17 protein-coding genes and 2 pseudogenes are annotated in these 18,648 nt (G+C 69.4%); 9 read left to right on the forward strand and 10 right to left on the reverse strand.

Going from position 1 to position 18,648, the window contains the following annotated elements:
• Positions 1-197: 197 nt before the first annotated feature.
• Positions 198-824, reverse strand: a pseudogene (locus A5701_RS17025) (MFS transporter); the annotation flags it as partial.
• A gap of 134 nt (positions 825-958) precedes the next feature.
• Positions 959-1,249 carry a metal-sensitive transcriptional regulator gene (locus A5701_RS17030; protein ID WP_007167284.1) on the reverse strand — a complete coding sequence of 97 codons (291 nt, stop codon included), beginning with the start codon at positions 1,247-1,249 and terminating at the stop codon, positions 959-961.
• Positions 1,250-1,377: 128 nt separating this feature from the next.
• Here A5701_RS17030 and ilvD point away from each other — a divergent pair, with 128 nt between their 5' ends.
• Positions 1,378-3,093, forward strand: coding sequence for a dihydroxy-acid dehydratase (gene ilvD, locus A5701_RS17035; RefSeq protein WP_067756064.1), 1,716 nt, complete (start codon positions 1,378-1,380; stop codon positions 3,091-3,093).
• A 34-nt stretch (positions 3,094-3,127) separates the two neighbouring features.
• Here ilvD and A5701_RS17040 read toward each other — a convergent pair whose 3' ends face one another.
• A complete protein-coding gene (locus A5701_RS17040; RefSeq protein ID WP_067756065.1) occupies positions 3,128-3,568 on the reverse strand; it encodes an SPW repeat protein in 441 nt (146 codons plus the stop codon).
• Positions 3,569-3,683: 115 nt separating this feature from the next.
• Between A5701_RS17040 and A5701_RS17045 the strand changes: the two genes are divergently transcribed.
• On the forward strand, positions 3,684-4,664 hold the full coding sequence (locus A5701_RS17045) for a nitronate monooxygenase (protein WP_067756066.1): 981 nt from the start codon (positions 3,684-3,686) through the stop codon (positions 4,662-4,664).
• On the opposite strand, the gene A5701_RS17050 is transcribed toward A5701_RS17045, so the two are convergent.
• On the reverse strand, positions 4,661-5,317 hold the full coding sequence (locus tag A5701_RS17050) for an O-methyltransferase (protein ID WP_067756069.1): 657 nt from the start codon (positions 5,315-5,317) through the stop codon (positions 4,661-4,663). The genes A5701_RS17045 and A5701_RS17050 overlap by 4 nt on opposite strands.
• Positions 5,318-5,464: 147 nt before the next feature.
• On the opposite strand from A5701_RS17050, the gene mymT reads away from it, so the two are divergent.
• Positions 5,465-5,611 (forward strand): metallothionein MymT, encoded by a 147-nt coding sequence (gene mymT, locus A5701_RS27570; protein WP_073877879.1) that lies wholly within the window; start codon positions 5,465-5,467, stop codon positions 5,609-5,611.
• A 120-nt stretch (positions 5,612-5,731) separates the two neighbouring features.
• On the opposite strand, the gene A5701_RS17055 is transcribed toward mymT, so the two are convergent.
• The 4 genes from A5701_RS17055 to A5701_RS17070 all read right to left on the reverse strand — a co-directional run bounded on the left by A5701_RS17055 (position 5,732) and on the right by A5701_RS17070 (position 10,000).
• Complete coding sequence (locus A5701_RS17055; RefSeq protein ID WP_197505004.1) at positions 5,732-7,849, reverse strand: beta-glucosidase; 2,118 nt, start codon at positions 7,847-7,849, stop codon at positions 5,732-5,734.
• Positions 7,846-8,358, reverse strand: coding sequence for a TIGR04338 family metallohydrolase (locus A5701_RS17060; protein WP_067756071.1), 513 nt, complete (start codon positions 8,356-8,358; stop codon positions 7,846-7,848). The genes A5701_RS17055 and A5701_RS17060 overlap by 4 nt, the downstream gene beginning before the upstream one ends.
• The gene (locus A5701_RS17065) at positions 8,355-9,104 is read right to left on the reverse strand and encodes a DUF2786 domain-containing protein (protein ID WP_067756073.1); all 750 of its coding nucleotides are present in this window, start codon (positions 9,102-9,104) and stop codon (positions 8,355-8,357) included. Before A5701_RS17065 ends, A5701_RS17060 begins: the two co-directional genes overlap by 4 nt.
• Positions 9,105-9,205: 101 nt before the next feature.
• Positions 9,206-10,000 carry a lysophospholipase gene (locus tag A5701_RS17070; protein WP_369807429.1) on the reverse strand — a complete coding sequence of 265 codons (795 nt, stop codon included), beginning with the start codon at positions 9,998-10,000 and terminating at the stop codon, positions 9,206-9,208.
• Here A5701_RS17070 and A5701_RS17075 point away from each other — a divergent pair.
• Positions 9,993-11,123: pseudogene (locus tag A5701_RS17075) on the forward strand (sigma-70 family RNA polymerase sigma factor). The gene A5701_RS17070 and the pseudogene A5701_RS17075 overlap by 8 nt on opposite strands.
• Complete coding sequence (locus A5701_RS17080) at positions 11,120-12,535, forward strand: alpha/beta hydrolase domain-containing protein (RefSeq protein WP_067756083.1); 1,416 nt, start codon at positions 11,120-11,122, stop codon at positions 12,533-12,535. Before A5701_RS17075 ends, A5701_RS17080 begins: the two are co-directional and overlap by 4 nt.
• On the opposite strand, the gene A5701_RS17085 is transcribed toward A5701_RS17080, so the two are convergent.
• On the reverse strand, positions 12,532-13,665 hold the full coding sequence (locus A5701_RS17085; protein WP_082950099.1) for a dihydrodipicolinate reductase: 1,134 nt from the start codon (positions 13,663-13,665) through the stop codon (positions 12,532-12,534). The two genes, A5701_RS17080 and A5701_RS17085, sit on opposite strands and share 4 nt — an antisense overlap.
• Before the next feature lie 107 nt (positions 13,666-13,772).
• On the opposite strand from A5701_RS17085, the gene A5701_RS17090 reads away from it, so the two are divergent.
• The 4 genes from A5701_RS17090 to A5701_RS17105 all read left to right on the forward strand — a co-directional run bounded on the left by A5701_RS17090 (position 13,773) and on the right by A5701_RS17105 (position 17,972).
• On the forward strand, positions 13,773-14,597 hold the full coding sequence (locus A5701_RS17090) for a MarR family transcriptional regulator (protein WP_067756159.1): 825 nt from the start codon (positions 13,773-13,775) through the stop codon (positions 14,595-14,597).
• Positions 14,598-14,624: 27 nt separating this feature from the next.
• Complete coding sequence (locus A5701_RS17095; protein ID WP_067756086.1) at positions 14,625-15,359, forward strand: pirin-like bicupin family protein; 735 nt, start codon at positions 14,625-14,627, stop codon at positions 15,357-15,359.
• Positions 15,360-15,385: 26 nt separating this feature from the next.
• Complete coding sequence (locus A5701_RS17100; protein ID WP_067756090.1) at positions 15,386-16,783, forward strand: YhgE/Pip domain-containing protein; 1,398 nt, start codon at positions 15,386-15,388, stop codon at positions 16,781-16,783.
• A 79-nt stretch (positions 16,784-16,862) separates the two neighbouring features.
• Positions 16,863-17,972, forward strand: coding sequence for a phosphodiester glycosidase family protein (locus A5701_RS17105; protein WP_156670131.1), 1,110 nt, complete (start codon positions 16,863-16,865; stop codon positions 17,970-17,972).
• On the opposite strand, the gene A5701_RS17110 is transcribed toward A5701_RS17105, so the two are convergent.
• Entirely contained in the window at positions 17,969-18,640 is a 672-nt protein-coding gene (locus A5701_RS17110) for a YoaK family protein (RefSeq protein ID WP_067756098.1), read from the reverse strand. The two genes, A5701_RS17105 and A5701_RS17110, sit on opposite strands and share 4 nt — an antisense overlap.
• Positions 18,641-18,648: the final 8 nt, after the last annotated feature.

The raw sequence follows: 18,648 nt of genomic DNA on the forward strand, positions 1-18,648 counted from the left end.
ATCGTCACGGTGGCCGCGCGGGCGCTGCTGCCGGAGATGGTGCTCACCGAGGACCAGCTGAAGTGCGTGGGCCCCCGGTCCCGCCACCACCGCAACCGCCGGCTGATCATCGTCAGCATCATCACCATGGTCGGCGTGACCGGGCACTTCGTCTCCTACACCTACATCGTGGAGATCATCCGCGAGGTCGTCGGCGTGCGGGGGCCCACGCACTTCAGCTGGTCCTCGGTGAGCACCATCTCCGGCAGCAGCGCCCGCGCGGCCACCGTGACGATGACGGCCGCCACGGTCACACACACCACCGCCAGGCGCCAGCCCCACATCAGGCTCATGGCCGCCGTCAGCGGGCTACCGACCACCAGCGCCAGGCTGGTTCCGACGTAGATCGACATCGTCGCGCGGCCGGCGTGGCTCGGCGGTACCAGCCGCGTCGCGATCGGCGCGATGACCGACCACAGCAGCCCGTGCGTGATCGCGCACAGCACGCGACCGGCGGCCAGTACTTCGAAGGTGGGGGCCACCGCCGAGATCATCTGCGAGACGGTCAGGCAGGTCAGGCTCAGCACGAGCACCCGGCGGCGCGGCAGGTGCGCGGTCCAGCGCACCAGCGGAATCGTGGTCAGCGCCGCGACCAGGGCGTACCACGACAGCAGGGTCCCGACGAGGACCAGGCTGACGTGCAGGTTGCGGGCGATCGCCGGCAGCGCGCCGACGGGCAGGATCTCGGCGGTCACGTAGGTAAAGGCCGCCGCCGCCAGCACCACAAGCTGGGCCGCGACCCGTGGCGTCCACGTTCGGGCGGCAGCATTGGTTTCGGCAGTCATGGGGTCGGTATCGGCCGGGCTACCCAGTTCCTGGGTTGTCGCGCCTAATGCGATCACACTGCCTTACCGTACGGACCGCAACTACGGCTCCCCCCTTATCGGGGCCGTAATCCGGGTCTCAACTCGGTCACCAATCAGGAACGAACGAGGCGCGCGATGGCGGCGGAGGCCTCGGCGAGCTTCTGGTCGGCGTCGTCGCCGCCCTCGGCCACGGCGCGGGTGACGCAGTGGTTGAGGTGCTCGTCGAGCAAATTCAGGGCGACCGAACGCAGCGCGCTGTTGACCGCGCTGATCTGGGTGAGGACGTCGATGCAGTACTTGTCCTCTTCGATCATCCGCGCGATGCCGCGCACCTGACCCTCGATGCGCCGCAGCCGCTTGGCGTAGTTGTCCTTCTGCTGCGAATATCCGTGCGCGTTCGTCATCCTGTCCTTCACCCCTGCCCATCCACGCCCGCCGCGCGTGGCCGGGCCGGCGTCACGATTCCACTTTATACCCCGCCCGGGTATGACCCGCACATTTGCCGTCCGGCCTGTTCACGCATACTTGCAGGATGGCCACAACACGCGATGCGTCCGGAGTCACCGACATCAAACCGCGCAGCCGTGACGTAACCGACGGCCTGGAGAAGGCCGCCGCGCGGGGCATGCTGCGGGCGGTCGGCATGGGCGACGAGGACTTCGCCAAGCCGCAGATCGGGGTGGCGTCGTCGTGGAACGAGATCACGCCGTGCAACCTCTCGCTGGACCGGCTCGCCAAGGCGGTCAAGGAGGGCGTGTTCGCGGCCGGCGGCTTCCCGCTGGAGTTCGGGACGATCTCGGTGTCCGACGGCATCTCGATGGGCCACGAGGGCATGCACTTCTCACTGGTGTCGCGCGAGGTGATCGCCGACAGCGTCGAGACCGTGATGCAGGCCGAGCGCCTCGACGGCTCGGTGCTGCTGGCCGGCTGCGACAAGTCCCTGCCCGGGATGCTGATGGCCGCCGCGCGCCTGGACCTGGCGGCGGTGTTCCTCTACGCGGGGTCGATCCTGCCCGGGCGGGCCAAGCTGTCCGACGGAACCGAACGCGAGGTCACCATCATCGACGCGTTCGAGGCGGTGGGCGCGTGCGCGCGCGGCCTGATGCCCCGGGAGGACGTCGACGCCATCGAACGCGCGATCTGTCCCAGCGAGGGCGCGTGCGGCGGCATGTACACCGCCAACACGATGGCCAGCGCCGCGGAGGCGCTCGGCATGTCGCTGCCCGGCAGCGCGGCCCCACCGGCGACCGATTACCGCCGCGACGGGTTCGCCCGCCGCAGCGGTGCGGCCGTCGTCGAGTTGCTGCGGCGCGGGATCACCGCCCGCGACATCCTGACCAAGGAGGCCTTCGAGAACGCGATCGCGGTGGTGATGGCGTTCGGCGGATCCACCAACGCCGTGCTGCACCTGCTGGCGATCGCGCACGAGGCCGACGTGGAGCTGTCCCTCGACGACTTCAGCCGGATCGGTTCGAAAGTGCCGCACCTGGCCGACGTCAAGCCGTTCGGTCGCCACGTCATGTCGCACGTCGACCAAATCGGCGGCGTGCCGGTGGCGATGAAGGCGCTGTTGGATGCGGGCCTGCTGCACGGCGGCTGCCTGACGGTGACGGGCGAGACCGTCGCCGAGAACCTGGCCGCGATCGACCCACCCGACCCCGACGGCAAGGTGCTGCGGGCGCTGGACAATCCCATCCACCCGACCGGGGGCATCACCATCCTGCGCGGATCGCTGGCGCCCGAGGGCGCGGTGGTCAAGTCGGCCGGCTTCGACTCTGACGTGTTCGAGGGCACGGCAAGGGTTTTCGACGGTGAGCGGGCCGCGCTGGATGCCCTGGAGGACGGGACGATCACCAAGGGCGACGCCGTGGTGATCCGGTACGAGGGTCCCAAGGGCGGTCCGGGGATGCGCGAGATGCTCGCCATCACCGGCGCCATCAAGGGCGCCGGCCTGGGTAAAGACGTGCTACTGCTGACCGACGGCCGGTTCTCGGGCGGGACGACCGGCCTGTGCGTGGGGCACATCGCGCCGGAGGCGGTCGACGCCGGGCCAATCGCCTTCCTGCGCGACGGCGACCCGATCCGCCTGGACGTCGCGAACCGCGTGCTGGACGTGCTGGTCGACGGGAGCGAATTCGATTCCCGGCGAAAGGGTTTCACCCCTCCCCCGCCGCGCTACAAGACGGGCGTACTGGCCAAGTACGTCAAGCTGGTGAGCACGGCGGCGAACGGTGCGGTCTGCGGCTAGCCCCGATCGCCGCCTCGCTCAACGGGTTTGGATGCTATGCGTGGGTGGCCGCCGCGCGTGTGCGCCTGCCGAAGTAGGTGGCGTTGAGGCCCAACAGGGTCAGCAACGCACCCGCGATCACGTTCGACCATGTCATGCCGGTGGTCAGCGTGACGCCCGGCAGGATCCACAGGGACGCGATGACCCACACGCCGAGCACCGGCATCGTCCAGGTCAACCCGTGTGCACGGTCGAGCGCCGTTGCGAACCCGTACGCCAAGAACGCCGCGGCGACCCCGGCGATCAGGTTCGACGTGGCAAGCGATCCCGTGGCGCTGAAGCCCACCAGCCACGGTGACGCGGCCACATACAGGCCCGTCAGCAGCGCCATCCCGAAGGTGACGTGCGCACTCATCGACTCGGCGACGCGGTCGTAATTCGCGCGCAGGGCCAACAAGTCGGGGTGGTGATCGATTGATGAATGGACTGTACTCATTTTGTGACCTTTCTGTTATGCAGCAAGCCTTTTGAGCTGTCTGCACCCATCCATCTGCCGTCAAGGTTACGCCCGATCACGGTCCGATTCGACCACCCGCGTAGCGTCGTGAGGCGTGGACATCGCGGACCGCCTGCGCCTGGACGTTCCGGTCGCGCAGGCCGGCATGGGCGGTGGTCTGGCGGGTGCCGCGCTGGCCGCCGCGGTCGCCGAGGCGGGCGGCCTGGGCACCCTGGGTATCGCCACGCCGCGCCGGCTGCGCGCGTCCATCGATGAGGTGCGCGAGCGGACGCCGGGCCGCGCGGTCGCGGTAAACCTGTTGCTGCACTTCGTTCATCGCGGGCACATCACGGCCTGCGTCGACGCCGGAGTCGACGCCGTCGTGCTGGCCTTCGGCGAGAAGCGGGGGCTGGTACGACACCTGCGCGACGCCGGCATCTTCGTCTTCGTGATGGTCGGCACCCCGGGGCAGGCCCGCGCCGCTATCGGTTGGGGCGCCGACGGTTTGATCGCTCAGGGGCGCGAGGCCGGTGGCCACCTCGTCGGAACCATGCCGGCGCTGCAATTCCTGCCCCGGGCGCTGGCCGTCGCGGGCCACCGCCCGGTGTTTCTCGCCGGCGGCATCGCCACCGGTGCCGACACCAGCGCCGCCCTGGCCGCGGGCGCCAGCGGCGTGGTCGCGGGAACGCGCTTCCTGATGACGCACGAGGCGAACGCCAACCGGGAGTATCAGCGCCGAGTTGCCAACGCGGACACGACGATCGAGACCAACCTGTTCGGCCTGAGCTGGCCGCTGCGCCATCGCGTCGTGCCCAACGCGGCGACGCGGCGCTGGTGCCGCGCCGACGGCAGGGCGAAGCCGTTGCCCGCTGCCATCAATGCGGTGAGCCGCCCGATGGCCGTGCTGGGCTACTTCGACGCCGGCGCGTTGATGCGCATGCAGTCGCCGGCCCGGCCGTTGCTCACGCCGCTCGCGCCGCTCGCCGGCACTCCCGATGCGTGGGTGGACCGTGCGGCGCTGTACGCCGGCGAAACTGCCCTGCGAATCGGCGAACTCAGTTCCGCCGCGCAGGCGGTCGCCGACCTCAGCCCTTAGCGCACCAGCGCGAGCGCAAAGCCGTCCCAGCGCTTGGCCCCGACCGTTTGGATCACGGCCGTGTCCAGTCGCGGGTGCTCGCCCATCAGTCGCAAGGTCTCTCGGACCGCCTGCGCCTGCGCGTTGTGCTGCGGATCCAGGATCTGTCCCTCGCGAACGACGTTGTCCGCCACGATGAGTGCGCCCGGGCGGGCCAGCCGGACCGCCCAGTCCAGGTAGGCGACGTAGTTCTCTTTGTCCGCGTCGATGAACACCAGATCGAACGCGCCGCCGTCCAATGTCGGCAAGGTGTCCAGCGCCGCACCGACGATCACCTCCACCCGGTCGGCGACACCCGCCCGCTCCAGGTTCGCCCGGGCCACCTCGGCGTGCCGGGGCTCGTATTCCAGGGTCACCACCCGGCCCTGCGGGCCGGCTCCGCGGGCCAGCCAGATGGTGCTGAAGCCGCCCAGGGTGCCGATCTCGAGGATGCGGCGGGCCCGGACCGCGCCGGCCAGCAGGCTCAGAAACTTGCCCTGCTGGGCCGACACGGCGATCTGCGGCAGGCCGGCCGCGTCGCTGGCCTCGACCGCCGCGCTCAGCGCCGGATCGTCCCCGATCACGGTGTCGTTCAGAAACTCGTCGACGTCTTGCGGCGTTGGGTTCTGGGTCATGCCACCAAGCTAGCCGTGCGGCGCGATGCCGGCCGCGCCGGTATCGGAGCGGTCACGGTCATTTACGGATACCCATGGGGGGTATATAGTGGGTGGCGTGGTCGACCACAGCCGTAAGGGATCACAACAGAGAAATGGGTGAGTGAAATGGCAAATTACGAAGCAGGCACCGAGCTGACCTGCGGCCACGAGGGCTGCGGGTGTCGCGTTCGTATCGAGGTTCCCTGCCACTGCTCCGGTTCGGGCGAGCCGTACCGCTGCACCTGTGGCGACGAGCTGACCCCGGTCAAGTAGTCCGCGCCTCCTGAGGCTCGCGTCGAGTGTGCGTCCGGGGCGGCGACACGCCGGGGTGGGAAACCCTGCGCGCACAGCCAAAACCGCGAACGCACACTCGATGCGGCCGGCGCGCCGCGATCAGCGCCCGAACGTACGCCCGGCGAGCTCGACCGTCGCTGCCAGCTGCGGTGTGACCGCCGACGTGCCGATCGCCACCCGATAGCCGCCCGCACCGACGCGCCAGCGCGCCACGCCGCCGTCGTAGCGCGCGAGCAGGCGCGGATCCGCCTCGACGCTCACGCGGCGGCCGGCCCCCGGTTCCAGCTCGACCCGCTCGAATCCGAGCAGCCGCAGGCACGGCCCGTCGGGGGTCCCGGTGAGATACAGCTGCGGGACGTCGGCCCCCGTGCGGTCGCCCGTGTTGACCACGCTGAAGCTGGCGGTCACCGTGTCTCCACCGGTGACGTCCAGGTCTTGGTACTCAAAGCTGGTGTAGGACAAGCCATGTCCGAAGGCGAACGCCGGTGTCGCCCCGGTGGCGGCGAACCAGCGGTAGCCGACGTCGGATCCCTCCACGTACTCGATCGTGCTCGGCTCCCCCCACGCGGCGCCGGGTCCGGGCAGTTCCGGGCGCGGCGTCTGTCGCAGGTCGGCCGGGAAGGTGATCGGCAGGCGTCCCGACGGATTGACCTGCCCGGCAAGGACTTCCGCGATGGCCTGGGCGCCGGCCTGCCCCGGATACCAGGCCTGCACGATCGCCCGCACCGAGTCGCGCCAGGGCATGGTCACCGGATTGCCCGTCTCGAGCACCACGACGGTGTTCGGGTTGGCGGCGGACACGGCGGTGATCAGCTCGTCCTGCCCCTGCGGCAGCGACAGGTCGGCGATGTCGAACCCTTCCCCCTCTGCGCGAACCGCGAACACGATCGCGAAGTCCGCGCGGCGCGCCGCGCGGACCGCCTCCGTGGGACTGATGCCGGGGTCGAATTCGATTTCGGCGTTGGGCAATTGCTTTCGCAGCTCGTCCAGCGGGCTCGATGGCAGCAGGTGCAGCTTGCGCAGCCCCGCCTCGAGTCCGGCGCCGCCGATCGGAATCACGGCCGCGTAGCCGCCCGGCGGGACGACGGCGCTCGACCCGTAGCCGGCAGGCACGCCCACGTTCGCGTACCCGCCGATGACGGCGATGCGGGCGGTCGATTCCGGCGCCAGGGGCAGCAGCCCGCGGTTGCTCAGCAGCACGATTCCCTGCCGGGCGACCCGCAGCGCAATCTCGTTGTGGGCGGCCAGATCCGGTGGGGGCGTGACCGTTGCCCGGTCGACGCCGACCGCGAACATCGACCGCAGGATCCGCCGGACCATGTCGGAGAGGCGCTCGTCGCTCAGCCTGCCGTCGGCATGGGCGGCGCGCAGCGGCGCGCCGAAGGTTTCGCTCTGCCACAACAGCGCGTCGATCTGCGCGCCGCATTCCTGGTCGAGGCCGGCGAGCGCGCACTCCCACGACGGCGTGGCCCCCCAGTCCGACATGACCCAGCCCGGGTATCCCCAGGCGCCTTTCAGCACTTGGTTGAGCAGGACGTCGTTGGCGGCGGCGTAGGCGCCGTTGACCTTGTTGTAGGCGGCCATCACGGCGCCCGGCCGCGCCCGCTCGATGGCCATTTCGAAGGCCAGCAGGTCGGATTCGCGATGCGCGTCGGGGTCGATGACGGCGTCCAAAAAGTGCCTGTTGGTCTCGTTGCAGTTCAGCGAGTAGTGCTTGACGGTCGAGATGACGTGTTGTTGCTGGATGCCGTCGATCGACTCCGCGGCGATCGTCGCGGTCAAAAGCGGGTCCTCGGAAAGGTATTCGAAGTTGCGCCCGTTCCGCGGGTCGCGCGCGAGGTTCATGGCGCCGGCCAGCTGCACGTTGAACCCGCGGCTGCGGGCCTCCCGGCCGATCACCTCCCCCGCCGCGCGGGCGAGCGCGGGATCGAAGCTCGCCGACAGCGCCAGCCCGGCCGGCAGCGCGGTCGCGCTGTCACCCGGGCGGTAGCCGGGGTTGGTCACACCGAGGCCGGCGTCGCTCATCTGCAACGCCGGAATGCCGAGCCGGGGAACGCCGGGCACGTAACCGGCGCTCATCGGGACGCCCGGTGGGATGCGGTCGTCGCGCACCGGCCACATGTCGCCGGCCCCCATCACGCCGACCAGGAGCGAGAACCGCTCGTCGTCGGTCAGCTGGGCCTCGACCTCGCGTGCCCGGGCGTCGGGATCGCTCACCGCGCACCCTCTTTCGCGTACACGACGCGCAGCACGTGCCCCAACTCGGGGCCCATCACCAGCTCCGCCAGCTCGCCGAACGTCGCGACGAACTCCGGGCCGTGCGGTGGGTCGGCCCGGCACAGGTGGTGAGCGACCTCGTGAAGCACCACGAGTTCGCGCAGCGCCCAGTCGGCGGTGTCGCGGTCGGGGACCGCGATAACGCCTGCGCCGTCGCGGAATTCGTAATGGGCCGCGGTGGCGGCCCGTCGCGGCCGCACCCGCAGCGGCGCCGCGGAGGGCCACCGCCGGCGCACCGCCGGCAATGCAAGCACCTGGTCAACATAGCGCTGCGCGGCGGACACCGAGCCGAATCGTCCCTCCGGCGGCAGCGTGAGCTGCCCGCCGAAGAAGTCCACGACGGGTGACCCGTGCTCGGCGGCCCGGTCGAACAGCGTCCGGACGAACTCCTCGGCCGCGTAAACCTTGGCGCGCTGGGAGTCCCTCTTGGCGGAGCGTTCCGGGGTCACCGGCCCAACGGGGTGCGCGCGCCCGGGAGTTCGGGGCTGCTGCCCAGCCGCGCCCGCCGACCGGCCCGGTCCCCCGCGCGCCGCGCCGACGAGGAATAGCCCGCCGTCGCCCGGCTGACCTGATAGGTGCCCCGCGCCTTCGACGCGCTCCGGTAGTAGTCGTGCAGCTCGACATCTTTGTCCCGCAACGCGATCGCCGTGCCCGGCGGCCGGCGCCTGTCCTTGGTGGCCTCGCGCCGGGCCTGGTCACGAGCCTCCGCCAGGCGCTGGCCCACGCGGGCCCCGAAGGCCAACTGGAAGTTCAGCCGCGCGGTGATGGTGGGCGTCGGCCGGTGCGCGCCCGACGCCAGGTAGGCGTCCGACGCCCGCACCATCTGGACCACCAGGCTGGCGTACAACGCGTGCGTGGCGTCGATGTCCTCGGCGAACCCGTAGGCGTAGACGAACGTCGAATTCGATGCCACGTCACAGCGCACGTCGTTGGCCATCGCGATCAACACGAACAGCTGCACATAGGTCCGCAGTCCCTTGGTGCCGGCTTCCCCGATGGTGATGGTCCGCTGCGTCGGGGCCTGCGCCGGCGAGCGGTTCGCCGCGTGGGACCGCGCCACCGCCAGGTCGATGGAGGACGCCGTGGCCAACCGCTGCGCGGCGCTCATGAAGGCGTCCGCCTCATGCGGGTTGTCGGTGCCTTCGGCCTGGCGCAACAGCGCGGCGATGCGGGCCAGCATCTTGTCGTCCGTCATGTGCGCCACTCCTCTCCCCCCGAGCGGGCGGTACCCGCTCTGCATCGTCGTCGGCGCGGGTCATATGCGCCAAAATACGGGAGCGCTACGACAGTTCCGCCTCAGAGCCGGGCGGTGATCCAGGCGACCACGTCGCCCAGCACCTGGTCGCGCTCCGGCTCGTTGAAGACTTCGTGGTAGAGCCCGGGGTAGACCTTCAGTTCGACGTCGGCGGACCCGACACACTCGACCAGGCGCCGGCTGCCCGCGACGGGAATCAGGCGGTCGTCGGAGCCGTGCACCACCAGCAGTGGCGCCGTCAGCGCCGGTGCGCGCTGCGGCATGGTCTCGCCGACCTGAAGGAGGGCGCGGCCGATGCCGGCCGGAACCTTCCCGTGATACACCAGCGGATCGCTCTTGTAGGCCGCCACCACTTCCGGGTCCCGGGAGATGGCGTCGACGTCCAGCTCCTGCACCGGCAGGCCGGGCACCAGGCCGCCGACGACCCGGGCGGCCAGCGCCATCAGCGGCGACACCTGGTCCTGGGCGGCCACCGCGGGCCCCGACAGCACCATCAGGTCGTAGTTGTCGGGCCGTTCGACGCCGTAGGCGAACACGATGCCGCCGCCCATGCTGTGCCCGAGCACGATGCATTTGAGGCCCGGATGCTCCCGGGTGGCGATCCGCACCAGGCTGTCGAAGTCCGCCGTGTACTCGGAGACGTCACGCACCAGCACCCGCTTGCCACCCGAACGGCCGTGCCCGCGATGGTCCAGCGCGTAGGTGACCAGGCCCGCCTCCCCGAAACGCTCCGCGACGTGGTCGTACCGGCGGGCATACTCGCCGAGTCCGTGCGACAGTACGACCACCGCCCGCGGCGCGGTGTCCGGTGTCCAGACGTCGTAAACGATGCGCACTCCACCGAATCCGTCGAAGTTCCGTTCGGCTCGGTTCACTGCACGGTCCTAGTCATTACGGGCAGCGTAATGGCTCCCGATGCAGGTCGCCCTGCCAGACACTGTCGTAGGCTCTCCCATCGTGGGACTGCTTGCGCAAAACGCCGCGAACTCCGACCTCGTCCCCCCGGTCGGCGGTGACTTCTCGGCGCACGCCGAGCCGTACCGTCGTGAGCTGCTCGCCCACTGCTACCGGATGACCGGGTCGCTGCACGACGCCGAGGATCTGGTGCAGGAAACGTTGCTGCGCGCGTGGAAGGCCTACGACCGCTTCGAGGGGAAGTCCTCGATGCGGACGTGGCTGCACCGCATCGCCACCAACACCTGCCTGAGCGCGCTGGAGGGCAGGCAACGCCGCCCGCTGCCGACCGGGTTGGGCGCACCCAGCTCCGACCCGACCGCCGAACTGCACGAGCGGCGCGAGGTGCCCTGGCTGGAACCACTCCCGGACCTGACGAACGACCCGGCCGACCCGTCGGTCATCGTCGGGTCGCGAGAGTCGGTCCGGTTGGCGTTTGTCGCTGCGCTGCAACACCTCTCACCCCGGCAGCGGGCGGTGCTGTTGCTTCGTGACGTGCTGCAGTGGAAGGCCGCCGAAGTGGCCGACGCGATCAACACCACCACGACCGCCGTCAACAGTTTGCTGCAGCGCGCCCGGTCCCAGCTGGACGCCGTCGGGCCCAGCGCGGGCGACCGGTTGGCGGCACCGGATTCCCCGGAAACCCAGGACCTGCTGGCGCGCTACATCGCCGCCTTCGAGGCCTACGACATCGACCGCCTAGTCGAACTGTTCACCGCCGAGGCCATCTGGGAGATGCCGCCGTACGTCGGTTGGTACCGGGGCCCGCGGGACATCGTCACCCTCATTCACCAGCAATGCCCCGCCCAGGACCCCGGCGACATGCGCCTGCTGCCGGTGGTCGCCAACGGGCAGCCCGGCGCCGCCATGTACATGCGCGCCGGCGATCGGCACGTGCCCTTCCAGCTGCACGTCCTCGATGTGCGCGGCGACGCGGTGTCACACGTGGTGGCCTTCCTCGACGAGAAGCTGTTCGCGAAGTTCGGCCTGCCGGAGGCGTTATGACATACATCGACGTCACACCCGCGTCCGGAAAGGCGCTGCTGTTGCTGGGCGCCTTCGACATCGGCAGCGTCGGCTACGCCGCCGAAGAGTTCTTCATCTCCGGCACCGCTTCGTCCTTCGCGCCGAACGGCGAGCTCGGCCCGGACGGTCGCTGGGATGTAACACCCAGCGGGACAGCCGATTACACCACTCGGATCGTGGCCATCACACCCACCGATCCGGCCCGTTTCAACGGCACCGCGCTGGTCGAGTGGCTCAACGTCAGCGGCGGCATCGACGCGCCCGCCGTATGGATGATGGCGCACCGTGAAATCGTCCGGGCGGGATACGCCTACGTAGCCGTCTCGGCGCAGAAGGTGGGGATTGACGGCGGCGCCAGCCTGCTCGGCATGGACATGTCCCTGAAGACGCAAGATCCGGCCCGCTACGGCGGCTTGCATCACCCGGGCGACGCCTTCGCGTTCGACATCTTCTCCCACGCCGGCGAACTCGTCAGGGATCGGGGCGACGGCATCCTGGCCGGGCTGCATCCGCAACACGTCATCGGGATCGGCGAGTCGCAATCGGCGATGTTCCTCACCACCTACGTCAACGCCGTCGATCCGCTCGCCCGCGTTTACGACGGCTTCCTGGTGCACTCCCGATTCGGGCCGGCCGCACCGCTCGACGGGGTCTCGCTGATCGAGGGACTGGAGTCCTCGCGCGGGTCGCAACAGGCGGTGAAGTTCCGGCCGAACCTGCGCGTCCCACTGCTCACGGTCATCACCGAGACCGATCTGTTCGGCCATGTGCCGCTGGGCTATTACTCCGCCAGGCAGCCCGACAACGACATGCTGCGGGTCTGGGAGATCCCCGGCGCCGCGCACGCCGACAACTACACCATTCAGGTGGCGCCGATCGACTCCGGTTCGGCCCCGCTCGCCGACATCGTGGCCGCTTACGCGCCGACCAACATGCTGATGGGTCAGCAACTCGATCACTACATCAACTTCGGCCCGCAGCATCACTACGTGGTGCAGGCGGCGGTCGCCGCGCTCGACGGGTGGATCCGGACCGGGGAGCCGGCGCCCTCGGCCGCGCCGATAGCCATGCGCGAATCCGAGTCGCCCCAGCTGGTGCTCGACGCCAACGGCCTTGCCCAGGGCGGCATTCGGAGCCCCTGGGTCGACGTACCGATCGCGCGCACGTCCGGCGTCACCACCGACGAAAACCTGATGGCCGCGATCTTCGGGGCGGGTGAACCCTTCGACGCCGACACGGTGCGCCGCCTCTACCCGGGCGGCAAGGCCGAATACCTGGAGCGCTTCACCGCCTCGCTCGACGCGGCCATCGACGCTCGCTTCATCCTGCCTGCGGATCGCACCGAGATCCTGGCGCTCGCCGCCGCGACCTACCCCGGCGACGGGGCCTAGAACAACCGGCTGTCCGGTGCCGGCCCCGGCACGGGCCGGACCAGTCCCGCCCCGGTGACCAGCGGCAGGTCCAGCGCCGAGAGCAGCCCCGGCGGGGCGGCGCACACCGCCGGGATGGCGTTGACCATCCTCGAGGCGCCCGCGATCCGGGCGCCCAGGTCGTGGTCGTGGTCTTCCGCCATCTCGAATTCGCACCGCATGCTGGGCGATCCCTCGATCTCGACCCGATAGAGGCCGCGCCCGGAGGCCTGCCCGTACCCGAGGTCCTTCGGCGGGATCGAGATGCGAGGCTGCGGCCAGTCCGGCGCGATGTCGTCGCGCATCCGGGTGACGTGGTCGAGGACGAAAGTTGGCTTCCCAGCGACGTATCCGGTCAGCGTGGAGCGCATGGCCGCGATCGTCCCGGCGTCGATGTGGCCGGTGGGCGTGTCGAAGGACTCGGCGGCGGGAAGGCGTTCGTTGCTTTCCTCGATGTCGTCGATCTTGACGCCCAGTCCGGCGGCGAGCTGATGCAGGACCGGCCCCCAGCCGAAGGTGAAGATTCCCGGCTGGGCAGCGAACGCCTGGTATTCCGCGGGTTTGCCGAACCCCAGGATCTCGTACACCGCGGCCCGATCCGGGTAAGTGGCGTAGTTGAACATCTCCGTCACCCGGACCGACTCGATGACGCGCGAGACGCCTGTAAGCACCAAAGGCAGGACGTCGTTGGCGAAGCCGGAGTCGATGCCGGTGGTGAAGAACGACGCACCGCCGTCGAGCGCGGCCCGCCGTAGGGGATCGGTGAACGCCGCGTCGACACCGTCGGGAAAGACCAGCGGCACAACCGAACACGACACCACGTTCTTGCCGGCCCGCAGGATCGAGACCATGTCCTCGACGGCCTCGAGCGGCCGCAGGTTGGCGCCGGCGGCGTACACCACCGCATCGGCGCCGCCGGCGAGCATCGCCGAGGGGTCCTGGGTGGCCGTAACCCCGACCGGCCCGATGCCGCACAGCTCCCCCGCGTCGCGGCCCGCCTTGGCGTCGCTGTGCACGACCAGATCGACCAGCTTTAACTCCGGGTGGTCGATGACGCCGCGCAGGGCAATCACCCCCATCGAACCCGGCCCCCACACTCCGACCTTGATCACCGCGGATATCTCCTAATATTAGGATGCATGTATTTACAATTTGGACGGATGGTAGGGAGGTGGACATCGGTACGTCAACCGCCAAATCGCCGCCCACCGGCCGCGTGATGGATGTGCTTGCCACGCTGGCGGATTCGCCGGCAGGGCTGACGTCCGCCGAGGTGGCGAAGCGCTGCGCGATCAGCACATCCACCTGCGCCCTGGTGCTGGCCGAACTGGAAGGGCGCGCCTGGGTGGCGCGCCGCGGAGATCGCCGCTACGTCCTGGGCAGTGGCCTGTTCGGGCTGGTGCATGGGCTACGGGCGCAGTTCCCGCTGCTGGACCGGGGCCGCGACGCCCTGCGGTTTCTGCATGAAGCGCTCGGCGCGGGCTGCTCCATGTCGAAGATCGGCGGGCGGCACCTGACCACGGTGGACGCGGTCGGCCACGGAACCGACGGCGGGCAAGCCGTCGGCCAGCGCTTCCCCATCGACCCGCCGTTCGGCCTGGTCGCCATGGCCTGGCGCGACGACGAATTCGTGCGGGCCTGGCTGCACCGGGTGATGCCGCGGCTGACCCGGGCGGAGGTCGCCGACCACCAGCGGGTGCTCGCCGACATTCGCGCCCGTGGGTACGGCGCGTGGCGGTTCGACGACACCCACCAGTCGCTGCACGATCGCCTCGCCGAGGTGCTGACGTCCCTGGAGCCGACGGCGCGGGTGACCCGCCAGCTCACCACCCTGATGACGATGGTGACGCTGCAGTCCGTCACCGATGTGCTCGAAACCGATTTGGCCGCGGCCGAGTTCGTGGTGCTGCCGATCTTCGGGCCGGATGGCCAGCCGGACTACCAGATCGAGATCCACCTGGGCCGCTCTCCCGGACTGACACTGCCCGGGCTCGAGGCCGCGCTCAGGCATGCCCAGGGGCTGCTCGCCGCGACCGTGTCCTGACGTCGCCGGTGAGATTAGGCTGGGCCCATGGCTGCCCACGCGGACATCCGGCGTGCGGCCGAGCGGGCCGTCACCAACACACCCTGGCTGACATCGCGGCACTCGTTCTCGTTCGGCGACCACTACGACCCGGATAACACCCACCACGGGTTGCTACTGGTCAACAACGACGACATCGTCGCGCCCGGAACCGGATTCGGCACGCATCCGCACCGGGACATGGAGATCGTGACGTGGGTGATGAAGGGTCGATTGGCGCACCGGGACTCCATCGGCAATCACGGCGTCATCGTTCCCGGCCTGGCCCAGCGCATGTCGGCGGGCACCGGAATCCTGCACTCGGAGGAGAACGACTCTCCCACGGAGCCAGTGCATTTCGTGCAGATGTGGGTGGTGCCGGACGAGGCCGGCATCGCCCCCGGCTATCAACAGCAAGAGATCGGCGCGGACGTGTTGGACGGCACACTCGTGACGATCGCCTCGGGTATCCGCGGCCGGGACGGGGCGATCGACCTGCACAACCGCAGCGCCGCCCTACACGCCGCGCGGCTGCAGCCCGGTGACACCGTGATCCTCCCGCAGGCGCCCTACCTGCATCTCTTCGTGGCGCGGGGCGCGATCACCTGCGAGGGCGCCGGCGACCTGCGGGACGGTGACGCCGTTCGGTTCACCGATGCCGGCGAAGCGCGGGTTACGGCGAACGATGCGTCGGAACTACTGGTCTGGGAGATGCACGCTGAACTGGGGGCCGCGAGCCCATAGAGTGGGCGTGACAGACAGGAGCCGGCATGTCTCAATCGCGGCCGCAGCACGCGGCGCCGAACCCCAACCGGAACGTGAAGGCGGTCCGGACCGTGCGGTTCTGGGCGGCGCCGCTCGTGATCACGCTGGCCCTGATGTCGGCGCTGTGCGCGCTCTACCTCGGCGGCATCTTGAACCCGATGACCAACCTGCGGCACTTCCCCATCGCCGTGGTCAACGAGGACGCCGGGCCGGCCGGCGCGGAACTCACCGGCCGCTTGGTCAACGGCCTGGACAAGAACAAGTTCGACGTCCGCGTGCTCAGTCGCGACGCCGCCAAGCACGAGTTGAGCACCGGGCACGTGTACGGCTCGGTGCTGATCCCGCCCAGCTTCTCGTCGAAGCTGCGCGATCTGGGCGCCAGCGCGGTGGTGCCCGGTCCCGCGGAACGGCCGGTGATCACGATCTCGACGAACCCGCGGGCCGGCACGCTCGGCGCCAGCATCGCCGCGCAGACGCTGAACATGGCGATGGGCGTGGCGAATGGTGAAGTGGGCGAACGACTCCTCGCTTCGGTCAAGGCGCAGACCGGCGGCGCACCGCTGGCCGGGGCCGCCGAAGAGGGCCTGTCGACGCCGATCGAGATCGAGTCGACCGTGTTCCACCCGCTGCCCGACGGCACCGGTAACGGGCTATCGGCCTTCTATTACGCGCTCTTACTGCTGCTCGCGGGGTTCACCGGCAGTATCGTGGTCAGCACCCTGGTCGACGCGTTACTCGGTTACGTCCCAGCCGAATTCGGTCCGGTGTATCGCTTCGCCGAGCAGGTCAGAATCTCGCGATTTCAGACGCTGCTGCTCAAGTGGGCGATCATGGTGCTGCTGGGCCTGCTCACCTCCGCCGTCTATATCGCGATCGCTCATGGGCTCGGCATGCCCATCGACCTCGGCTGGCAACTCTGGGCCTTCGGGGTGTTCGCGATCGCCGCGGTGGGCATCACCTCCAGTTCGTTGCTCTCCGTGCTGGGCACCGGCGGCCTGCTGGTCAGCATGTTGATCTTCGTGATCCTCGGCCTGCCCTCGGCCGGCGCCACCGTGCCGCTGGAGGCGACGCCGACGTTCTTCCGCTGGTTGGCTGAATTCGAGCCCATGCACCAGGTTTTCCTCGGCACCCGGTCGTTGCTGTACTTCAAGGGGCACGCGGACACCGGGATCTCCCAGGCGCTGATCATGACGACGATCGGCCTCGTGATCGGGCTGCTGCTGGGCGGCATCGTCACGCACCTGTACGACCGCAAGGGATTCCACCGGATCGCGGGTGCCGTCGAGCTGGCGATCGCCCAGGAACACCAGGCTCAGCACAAGGCGCGCCAGGGCAAGCACGAGCGAACGGTCGCCGCCACCGAGCCGGAACCGTCGAGCGAAAGCCCAAGCGAGCAAACGTAATTCGACCGCCGCCCGAGCGTCATCCGCCCGTTATCTAAATTGACAGTGTGACGGATGTGACTGATGATGTTTATGTTGTATTCAGATCCGGGCGGAAAGGGCGATCGTGCTGACCCGAGGCGCCAGCTTGCGCCGGCTGGTGGCCGGCTGCACCGCCATCGTCGCCGGCATTGTCCTCGCGTGCACCACCGGACAGCCGGTCGCGCACGCCGCCGACGGCCGCGATCTGCTGGCCAACGCCATCAACACCACCAAGGGCTCCTACCTGGTCTATAACTTCGGTCCCGGCCATCCCGCACCGATGCTCAACGCCGGTGGCAGCTGGTACGAGATGAACAACGGCGGCCACCTGATGATCATCAAGAACGCCGCGGGCCGGCTTTCGCCCCACCTGCTGGTCGACACGCACCAGGGCGATCAGGCGCGCTGCGAGAACAACCCCGGCGCCCGCACCGGCGAGGGCCTCTGGCAGGCGTCGGAACTCTATGCGCCGCTGCAGGCGTGGCAGCGAATGGGCCAGCCCACGATCGCGATCAACGCGAACTTCTTCGACGTACGCGGTCAGAAAGCCGGCTCGTGGCGTCAGACCGGCTGCAGCTCGCCGCTGGGCGCCTTCGTGGACAACACCAACGGCCAGGGCCGCGCCAACCAGGCCGTCACCGGCACCGTGGCCTACCCGGGCAAGCAGGGCCTCTCGGGCGGCGGCGAAAGCTGGAGCGTCCTGACGACGATGATCCTGCCGTCGGGCGGCGCCCCCTACGTGGTGTGGCCCAAGAGCAAGAGCGACTACGACTCCGCCACGCCCGTGGTCCAGGACCTGCTCAACAAGAACGAGCGGTTCGTCGCGGTCTCCGGAATCGGGCTGCTGGCGCCCGGCAACACCGGGCAATTGCACGACGGAGGCCCCAGCGCCGCGCGGACGGCTCTGGCGTACGCGCGGCAGAAAGACGAGATGTACATCTTCGAGGGCGGCAGCTACACCCCGGACAACATGCAGGACCTGTTCCGCGGGCTGGGCAGCGACAACGCCATTCTGCTCGACGGCGGCGGGTCGTCGGCCATCGTGTTGCGCCGCGACACCGGTGGCATGTGGGCCGGTGCGGGCTCGCCGCGCGGGTCGTGCGACACCCGGCAGGTGCTGTGCGATTCGCACGAGCGGGCGCTGCCCAGCTGGCTCGCCTTCAACTAGCTCGGCCCGAAGCGGAAGATCAGCAGGCTGGCCGCCACCACCGCGGCCGTGACGGCGAACACCGGTGCGACGACGAACCGCGACATCGACGCCCCCAGGAACGCGCCGGCGCACATGGTCAGCACGACGCTGAGACGCAACGTCTGACGCGCGCCCGAGCCGCCGGCCAGGCGGCTGTCCAGACCGAGGCTGACGATCGTCGACGTCAGCACGGTGGTGGACAGCTCCTGGATGCCGAACTGGCGCGCACTGGAGTGCTGCAGGCCGAACGTGACCGCCAGCAAGCCGATCATGATCAGCTTGGTGTTGTCGTGGTACTGCAGGATTCCCACGCCCGCCAGGATCGCCAACCCCACCAAAAGGGTTATCTCCGTTGCCAATACGGTGGTGATCCACTGTCGCGTCCGGTCGGCGAAGTGCCGCGATATCCGGCCGCTGACGATGGTGGTGCACACGAACGTGGGCAGGGCCACGACCACCGCGGTCAGGTCGATGCTCGTCCTGGGCGCCAGCCAAAAGCCAAGGAAGATCACGTTTCCCGTCATGTTGGCGACGAACACATGGCCGAGCACCAGGATGCTGATCGAATCCGCCAGGCCGGTGGCGAAGGTCAGCAGCAACAGCGCCGCGACGGTCGATCGCTCCGACACCGGCGAGGTAACTGCCATGGCTCGTA

Origin of the sequence: Mycobacterium sp. E3305, from assembly GCF_001666785.1 — a bacterium.
GTDB lineage: Bacteria > Actinomycetota > Actinomycetes > Mycobacteriales > Mycobacteriaceae > Mycobacterium.

What these genes read in the sequence shown, in the direction of transcription:
- A5701_RS17030 (WP_007167284.1), bottom strand. Translation starts at nt 1,249, where the DNA reads ATGACGAACGCGCACGGATATTCGCAGCAGAAGGACAACTACGCCAAG.
- ilvD (WP_067756064.1), top strand. Translation starts at nt 1,378, where the DNA reads ATGGCCACAACACGCGATGCGTCCGGAGTCACCGACATCAAACCGCGC.
- A5701_RS17040 (WP_067756065.1), bottom strand. Translation starts at nt 3,568, where the DNA reads ATGAGTACAGTCCATTCATCAATCGATCACCACCCCGACTTGTTGGCC.
- A5701_RS17050 (WP_067756069.1), bottom strand. Translation starts at nt 5,317, where the DNA reads ATGACCCAGAACCCAACGCCGCAAGACGTCGACGAGTTTCTGAACGAC.
- mymT (WP_073877879.1), top strand. Translation starts at nt 5,465, where the DNA reads ATGGCAAATTACGAAGCAGGCACCGAGCTGACCTGCGGCCACGAGGGC.
- A5701_RS17065 (WP_067756073.1), bottom strand. Translation starts at nt 9,104, where the DNA reads ATGACGGACGACAAGATGCTGGCCCGCATCGCCGCGCTGTTGCGCCAG.
- A5701_RS17080 (WP_067756083.1), top strand. Translation starts at nt 11,120, where the DNA reads ATGACATACATCGACGTCACACCCGCGTCCGGAAAGGCGCTGCTGTTG.
- A5701_RS17090 (WP_067756159.1), top strand. Translation starts at nt 13,773, where the DNA reads ATGGATGTGCTTGCCACGCTGGCGGATTCGCCGGCAGGGCTGACGTCC.
- A5701_RS17095 (WP_067756086.1), top strand. Translation starts at nt 14,625, where the DNA reads ATGGCTGCCCACGCGGACATCCGGCGTGCGGCCGAGCGGGCCGTCACC.
- A5701_RS17100 (WP_067756090.1), top strand. Translation starts at nt 15,386, where the DNA reads ATGTCTCAATCGCGGCCGCAGCACGCGGCGCCGAACCCCAACCGGAAC.
- A5701_RS17110 (WP_067756098.1), bottom strand. Translation starts at nt 18,640, where the DNA reads ATGGCAGTTACCTCGCCGGTGTCGGAGCGATCGACCGTCGCGGCGCTG.